General features: G+C 64.2%; 5 protein-coding genes and 1 pseudogene. 4 read left to right on the top strand and 2 right to left on the bottom strand.

Features of this window, described 5'->3' with window-relative positions:
- Together C2R25_RS01130 and C2R25_RS01125 are read left to right on the top strand one after the other, a co-directional pair.
- Positions 1-700: pseudogene (locus C2R25_RS01130) on the top strand (transposase); the annotation flags it as partial.
- Between the two features lie 450 nt (positions 701-1,150).
- On the top strand, positions 1,151-1,969 hold the full coding sequence (locus tag C2R25_RS01125; protein ID WP_103727465.1) for a hypothetical protein: 819 nt from the start codon (positions 1,151-1,153) through the stop codon (positions 1,967-1,969).
- A gap of 117 nt (positions 1,970-2,086) precedes the next feature.
- Here the strand turns inward: C2R25_RS01125 and C2R25_RS01120 are convergent, their stop codons facing one another.
- A complete protein-coding gene (locus C2R25_RS01120; protein ID WP_103727464.1) occupies positions 2,087-2,347 on the bottom strand; it encodes a hypothetical protein in 261 nt (86 codons plus the stop codon).
- A gap of 137 nt (positions 2,348-2,484) precedes the next feature.
- Entirely contained in the window at positions 2,485-3,102 is a 618-nt protein-coding gene (locus C2R25_RS01115; protein ID WP_103727463.1) for a TetR/AcrR family transcriptional regulator, read from the bottom strand.
- A 99-nt stretch (positions 3,103-3,201) separates the two neighbouring features.
- On the opposite strand from C2R25_RS01115, the gene C2R25_RS01110 reads away from it, so the two are divergent.
- Positions 3,202-4,380 carry an efflux RND transporter periplasmic adaptor subunit gene (locus tag C2R25_RS01110; RefSeq protein ID WP_103727462.1) on the top strand — a complete coding sequence of 393 codons (1,179 nt, stop codon included), beginning with the start codon at positions 3,202-3,204 and terminating at the stop codon, positions 4,378-4,380.
- Positions 4,381-4,386: 6 nt separating this feature from the next.
- Positions 4,387-7,569, top strand: coding sequence for an efflux RND transporter permease subunit (locus tag C2R25_RS01105; protein WP_103727461.1), 3,183 nt, complete (start codon positions 4,387-4,389; stop codon positions 7,567-7,569).

Here is a 7,569-nt window from a genome sequence, read left to right as displayed (position 1 = left end):
GTGCTCGGCCAGGAGACTTTCTCCCGCGAAGCATGGGACTTGGTCGGCCGCAAGGTGTCCAAAGCCCGGCTGATCAACGATATCTACGAGACCGCCTGCGCCTCCGTGGCGCTACCTGTCGACGAGGATTCCGTCTCGATCGCTATGTTCCGCATGGTGATCGCCCAAGCACGCAACCTGATCCGGCAGCGCGACGAGATCGAGCGAACGGCGCATGCCATGCTGGCCGAAAACCGCGATTATCAGCTCCTGCGCATGATCCCCGGCATTGGGCCCATCAATGCGTTGACCATTCTCGCCGAGGCAGGCGATCTACGCCGCTTCAGCCATCACCGTCAGTTCCTGAAGTTCTGCGGTCTTGATCTTGCGACCCGGCAGTCCGGTACATTCCGAGGCCGCACGATGCTGTCCAAGTACGGTAATGCGCGATTGCGGCGGACCTTTTGGATGGCTGCCCAGGTCGCCGCACGTCAGCGCAACAACAGTTTCCGCGACAAGCTCGGACGATACACTGCCGGGCACGCGGATGATGCCGATCGTCGCCGCAAGGCGATGACGGCGCTCACCGCCAAGATGGCGCGCGTTGCCCATGCCGTCATCAAGACGGGGACAGAGTACCGACCGTTCCTTGAACGGTCGGATGCCAGGTGGAAGGACCCCTCTCTGCAAGTGCCGTGAGGGCGCGAAAGCGACCCTGTAGATAATGTTCGGGCCTTCCACCTGGGTGCGTATCTCGTTCTAAGGACGGTGAGGACCACGGCCGTTTCGGCGCCGCTGGATCCTGTGTTTGCTATGGCAGGGAGCGATCCCGTTGACGGTGGAAGCCATCTGGCTCAGAATGCATGCCTCGCCGCTCAATGCCGGCGCATAGAGATCTGTTGACCAAATCTCGCTTTCCTTCGTGACCCAGGACGTTATCAGACAGGAAGTCGGAGAGGATGACGGCGGGTTCCTGCCGCTCAGCGGCCTGGAACGCTGGAACTTAGACGTAGTGGTCGAATAGCGGCCACGGCGTCGCGCCCCCGCAGCCGGGATCGGAAACGAATATCGACGAGCTAAGCAGCCGAACCCGTATCAGGGGCAGTCCAGAAACAAGGCTCCTATTGGCGGTGCGTTCCGCCAACTCAGCGAGCCAGGGCCGGAGATCAAGGTGTCAGACAACCTCAGTCTTTCCTTTCGCATCATCATCGTGGTTCTGGCGGGGTTCTCCTCCTGCTCAGCCGCAGCCCAGGAGACCGAGGATGCGGACGAGCTTGCCCGCAAGATCTCCAACCCCGCCGCCTTCATGATCAGCGTTCCGATCCACGCCGACCTGGATCTCGGCGACGCGGCGCACGATACCGTCGAGCGCTACCTTCTCGATATCGAGCCAGTCATTCCCTTCCGGCTCAGCCAGAACTGGAACATGATTTCGCATACGGATTTCCCGCTCGCCTACTCCAATCCGGCGGGCCCCGGCGGCGGCACCTTCGGCCTTGGCGACATCAATCAGACACTGTCTTTCACGCCCGCCAAGCACGGCGGTCTCGTCTGGGCCCTCGGGGCTCGGGCGAGCATCCCGACCGCGACCAGCAAAATCCTCGGCACGGGAAAGCTAGCAGTCGGCCCGTCGCTGCTTCTTCTTCGCCAGACAAAGTCGCTGACCATGGGCGTTTCGGCCGATCATCTCTGGTCCATTGCTGGCAAGAGCGACAGGGCCGACATCAGCAGCACGGAAGTCCAGCCGTTTCTCGCATGGCATATCGGCGGTGGCCGCACGATTTCCAGCAATCTCGACGTGTCCTATGACTGGGAGGGCGACCAGTGGGAGGTGCCGTTAAACGTCTCATTTTCGAAGGTGACGAAAGTCGGCGGGCAGATGATGAGCCTCTCCATCGGCGGGAAATACTGGTTTGAAGCGCCCACCGATCAGCCCGAATGGGGTATCACGATCGGCGCAGTCCTGCTCTTCCCGCAGGGCACCCGCTGAACTCGCCGGGTTCCTGTGGCTGCGAAGGAAGCCCGGGCGCTCCTGCATTCTCCAGGATCTGCTTGCGATACGGCAGGCGCTTGGCGCCCGCCGGCTTGGGCCGCCGGCTCGGCCTGGTCAGTTGACCCGGCGGCGGTGCTTGCCGCCGTAAGTGCGACCGCAGTAGTCGTCGAGTTCGCGCATCTCCGCAGCCGCCGCAGCTGCGATCGAAGCCGCGCAGGGCAGGCTGGTCTCATTGGCGGCGATGCGGGCTTCCACGCGGTCCCGCAGTTCCTCGATGTCGGCGCGCGACAGCACGTTCTTTTCACGCAGGTAGCAAATCAGGCTTTGCAGAAGGATCATCGCCTTTTCGCCGGACTCGACTTCCTTGTTTTCCATCGTCCCATCCTCTCGTATGGCTCGTTAGCCGTTTATTGCAGACAGGATGATATACCTGCGGCCTCTTGTCCAGAGGGCAGGGCAAATCAGGAAGAGCTGCGACGCGTAGATTTTGCAGTGCAGCATTTCTGCATCTGTCAGGTTTGTGACAGGTTCTTCACCTCTTTGCGTAGGAAATCGAGCATTGTTGCGTGCAGCGCCTGCGGGTCGCTGCCAGGATAGAGTTCGCGCAGCGCAGCCAGGCCCCACGACATGGCGACGATGAGATCGATCACCATCGAAAGGCGGGGCGCGGGCGCATTCGGCGCCAGCGACTCGAGCGCGGCGCCGATGCTGCCGCGCAGGCGTGCGTCAACGCGCGCGTTCATTTCCGCGATGATCGGATTGCGCCCCACCTCCGCGAGAATCTCGCACATCAGGCGTCGATCGTCGTCGTCCGGCTCATCGAAGCTTACCCGCTCGATCCAGGCGAGAATGGCCTCGCAGTCCTGCGCCCCGACTGCGGCGCACAGCGTCCCCTCGTCCAGCCAGACGCTGATCTGCGACTCGCAAATAGCCGCGATGATCGCCTCCTTGTTGGCGAAATCCCGGTAGATCTGGCCGACAGCAATCCCTGATGCAGCGGCAATTTGCGCAATGCCGGTCTGATGGAACCCTCTCTCGACGAAAAGGTTACGTGCGGTGTCGAGCAAGTGTTGCCGGCGCGCGGCCGAGCGTGCGGCCCGGGGGCGATCCGTCATGGTTTCCTTTGTCATTCCCCAATCCCGACTTGCATTCGATTGTGCGACGCAATAAACGCGCCAAAGATGAGTGAACGCTCACTCACGCTTTAACTCTTTCTGTGGACATACTCCATGAAAAAAATCGCCCCGGCCATCGTGCTGCTTCTTACGGCCTGCGGAGGAGGTGGCGAACAGCCGGCTGCCGGTCCGCCGGAAGTGGGTGTGATCACGGTGCGCGAGGAGGCGGTGGAGCTCACCACCGAGCTTCCCGGCCGAACGAATGCCTATGAGACTTCGGAGGTGCGTCCGCAGGTCAACGGTCTGATCCTGTCGCGCCTCTTCACCGAAGGCGATCAGGTGCGAGCGGGGCAGCCGCTCTATAGGATCGATCCGGCGCCCTACGAAGCGGCCGTGGCAAATGCGCGGGCGGCGGTGGCGCGCTCGCGCGCTGCCATCGCGTCGACCGAGGCGCTGGCCCGTCGCTACGGCGAGCTGGTGAAGATCAACGCGATCTCGCGGCAGGAGGCGGAAAACGCCGTGACCAGCGCCCAGCAGGCAAGGGCGGACGTGGCGGCCCAGCAGGCGCTCCTGCGCAGCGCCGAGATCGATCTTGCCCGCACGACGATTCGCGCGCCGATCTCCGGCCGCATCGGCCGCTCCACCTACACGACGGGTGCGCTGGTTTCAGCCGCGCAGACCGATCCGCTCACGACGATACAGCGGCTCGACCCCATCTACGTCGACATCCAGCAGTCCAGCGCCGAACTGCTGCGCCTACGCCAGCAGCTGCTCTCGGGTGAGCTTTCGCGGGGAGGCGGCCAGGTCAACGTCAAGCTGAAGCTGGAGGACGGCAGCGTCTATCCGCAGGACGGCGTGCTGAAGTTCACCGACGTGACGGTTGACCCGCAGACCGGCAGCCAGATCATTCGCGCTCAGTTCCCCAATCCGCGCGGTCTCCTCCTGCCCGGCATGTATGTGCGCGCCCAGTTCGCGCAGGCCACCAAGACCAACGGGCTTCTCGTCCCGCAGATTGCCGTCGCCCGCGACGAAAAGGGCAATCCCACGGTCCTCGTGATCGGGGCGCAGAACAAGCTGGAGATGCGCAAGATCACCGCACCGCGCACGATCGGCAGCAGCTGGCTGGTCACTTCGGGGCTGAAGGCCGGCGACCGCGTCGTCGTCGATGGAGCGCAGATGCTGAGGCCCGGCGTGCCGGTGAAGCCGGTCGCGCCTCAGGGCCAGGCAGCGGGGCAGGGGCAAAAGCCGGCAGGTGCCCCCTCCAACGCGCAACCCGCGAACAAGGGCCGGTAAGCGACCATGTCACGTTATTTCATCGACAGACCCATCTTCGCATGGGTCATCGCGATCGTTCTGATGATGGCGGGTCTCCTCGCCATCCGCAGTCTGCCGATCGCCCAGTTTCCCGAGATCGCGCCACCGACCGTCTCCATCTCCGCCACCTATCCCGGCGCCGATGCGGAAACGCTGGAACGCACCACGACGCAGATCATCGAGCAGCAGCTCAAGGGCATCGACAACCTGCGCTACTTCTCGGCGAACTCCTCGTCGGCGGGCACCGTCTCGATCACCCTGACCTTCGAGCAGGGCACGGATCCGGACATCGCGCAGGTCCAGGTTCAGAACAAGCTTCAGGCGGCCACGCCGCTCCTGCCGCAGGAAGTCCAGCGGCAGGGCGTCCAGGTCCAGAAGTCCGCGGCGAGCTTCCTGCTCGTAACGGCCGTCTATTCGGAGGACGGCAGCCACAGCGCCACCGACCTTGCGGACTACATCGTCAGCCAGGTGCAGGATCCTGTCAGCCGCATCAACGGCGTGGGCGAACTGCAGATCTTCGGCACTCAGTACGCCATGCGCATCTGGGTCGATCCGCTCAAGCTGCGCAGCTATGACCTGACGATCGCGGACGTCCGGAACGCGGTACAGGGGCAGAACGCTCAGGTTTCCGCAGGCCAGATCGGCGCGCTGCCCGCCTCGAATGAGCAGATGCTCAACGCGACTGTCTCGGTGCAGTCGCGCCTGCAGACGCCCGAGGAGTTCGGCAATATCCGCCTGCGCTCCACGCCGGACGGCGCCACCGTGCGCCTTCGTGACGTTGCGCGCGTGGAGCTTGGGGCCGAACTCTACGGCTTCGACACACAGTACAACGGCAAGAACGCATCGGGCTTTGGTGTCCGGCTGGCGTCCGGCGCGAACGCGCTCGACACCGTCGACGCGGTGAAGGCCGAGGTCCAGAAGATCGCCAAGAACTTCCCGGCCGACGTCAAGGTCGCCTTCCCTTACGATTCGACGCCGTTCGTGCGCCTCTCGATCGAGCAGGTGGTCCATACGCTCGTCGAGGCGGTGGTGCTGGTGTTCCTCGTCATGTTCCTGTTCCTGCAGAACTGGCGCGCGACGCTGATCCCGACCATCGCGGTTCCCGTCGTCCTGCTCGGCACCTTCGGCGTGATGTCGATGCTGGGCTATTCGATCAACACCCTGACGCTGTTCGGCATGGTGCTTGCCATCGGCCTGCTGGTCGACGACGCCATCGTCGTCGTCGAGAACGTCGAACGCCTGATACAGGAGGAGCATCTTTCTCCGAAACAGGCCGCGCGCAAGTCCATGGACGAGATCAGTGGGGCGCTGATCGGCATCGGCATGGTGCTTTCGGCGGTGTTCCTGCCGATGGCGTTCTTCGGCGGCTCTACCGGCGTGATCTACCGCCAGTTCTCGATCACCATCGTCTCCTCGATGGCCCTGTCCGTGCTGGTGGCCCTGATCCTGACGCCGGCGCTCTGCGCCGCGATCCTCAAGCCGCACAAGTCTGACCAGCCGGAGGGCAACGGACTGCTCGCTCGCTTCTTCCGGTGGTTCAACGACAAGTTCGACCGGGGCACCGAGAAGTACCAGCGCGGGGTGCGCCGCACCGCCCGTGGCTGGAAGCGTTCCGGGCTGGTGTACCTGCTGATTATCGGCGTGATGACGGCCCTGTTCATCCGCCTGCCCAGCGGCTTCCTGCCGGACGAGGACCAGGGCATGATGTTCGCGCTCGTGCAGGGCCCGTCGGGTTCGACGATGCCGCGCACGCAGAAGGCCCTCGACGTGGTGCGCAAGCACTTCCTCGAGACGGAGAAGGCGAACGTCGAATCGATCTTCACGATCAACGGCTTTTCCTTCTCCGGCCAGGGCCAGAACGCGGGCATCGCCTTCGTGAAGCTGAAGGACTGGGAGGAACGCAGCGGGGCGGAGAACCGTGCTCCGGCGCTGGCGCAGCGCGCAATGGGCGTGTTCTCCAAGTACCGCGACGCCATGATCTTCGCGGTCATGCCGCCCGCCGTGCAGGAACTCGGCAACGCCACCGGCTTCGACCTGTGGCTGGTGGACGAGACCGGCATGGGTCACGAGAAGCTGATGGCCGCACGCAACCAGCTGCTCGGCATGGCTGCCCAGGACCAGCGGGTGGCGCAGGTCCGTCCGGTCAGCCTCGACGATGCCCCGCAGCTCGACGTGCAGATCGATCAGGACAAGGCCGGCGCGCTCGGGCTGGACATCAGCGCGATCAACTCGGAGATCTCGACCGCATGGGGCGGGGCCTACATCAACGACTTCCTTGATCGGGGTCGCACCAAGCGGGTCTATATCCAGGCCGACCAGCCGTACCGCTCGTCTCCAGAAGCTATAGAGAACCTCTACGTGCGCGGTGAGAACGGCCAGATGGCGCCCTTCAGTTCCTTCGCCACCGTGGACTGGAAGCAGGCCCCTGTGATCCTCACCCGCTACAATGGCCGTCCCGCCATGCAGCTTCAGGGCGCACCGGCAGCGGGCCTGAGCACGGGCGCTGCGATGGAGGCGATCGAGGAGATGCAGCAGAAGCTGCCGCCCGGCACCGCGATCGAATGGACCGGCCTGTCCTACGAGGAACGCCTTTCCGGCGGTCAGGCGCCCGCGCTCTATGCCTTGTCGCTTGCGGTCGTGTTCCTGTGCCTTGCCGCTCTATACGAAAGCTGGTCGGTGCCGATCTCGGTCATGCTGGTGGTGCCGCTGGGTGTGGTGGGCGCGTTGTTCGCGGCCTGGCTCACCGGGCTGGGTAACGACATCTACCTGCAGGTCGGCCTCATCACCACGATCGGCGTCTCGGCCAAGAACGCCATCCTCATCGTGGAGTTCGCGGAGGAGCGCGTGCAGGCCGGCATGAACGCCTTCGACGCCGCCATGGAAGCCGCGCGCCTGCGCCTGCGGCCGATCCTGATGACGTCGCTCGCCTTCATCTTCGGTGTGATGCCGCTGGCGGTGTCGACCGGTGCGGGCGCAGGTGGCCAGAACGCCATCGGCCGCGCGGTCGTGGGCGGCATGCTCACCGCCACCATCTTCGCGATCTTCTTCGTGCCGATGTTCTTCGTGGTCATCGCCCGGCTGTTCAAGCACGGGCAGACTGACGGCGTCCAAGACGATCCGGACGCGAGGGAGCCTTACGGACGCGGCCCCGCGCCGCAGGAAATCTGA

The sequence above is a fragment of the Novosphingobium sp. HII-3 genome (assembly GCF_002916655.1).
In the GTDB taxonomy this organism is placed as follows: Bacteria; Pseudomonadota; Alphaproteobacteria; order Sphingomonadales; family Sphingomonadaceae; genus Novosphingobium; species Novosphingobium panipatense.
The sequence above is the reverse complement of the archived record's forward strand: the minus strand, read 5'-3'. Positions and strand labels throughout refer to the sequence as shown.

Bases quoted from the DNA above. Each gene is read 5' to 3' on its own strand.
- C2R25_RS01120 (WP_103727464.1), bottom strand. From the start codon at position 2,347: ATGGAAAACAAGGAAGTCGAGTCCGGCGAAAAGGCGATGATCCTTCTG.
- C2R25_RS01115 (WP_103727463.1), bottom strand. From the start codon at position 3,102: ATGACAAAGGAAACCATGACGGATCGCCCCCGGGCCGCACGCTCGGCC.
- C2R25_RS01110 (WP_103727462.1), top strand. From the start codon at position 3,202: ATGAAAAAAATCGCCCCGGCCATCGTGCTGCTTCTTACGGCCTGCGGA.
- C2R25_RS01105 (WP_103727461.1), top strand. From the start codon at position 4,387: ATGTCACGTTATTTCATCGACAGACCCATCTTCGCATGGGTCATCGCG.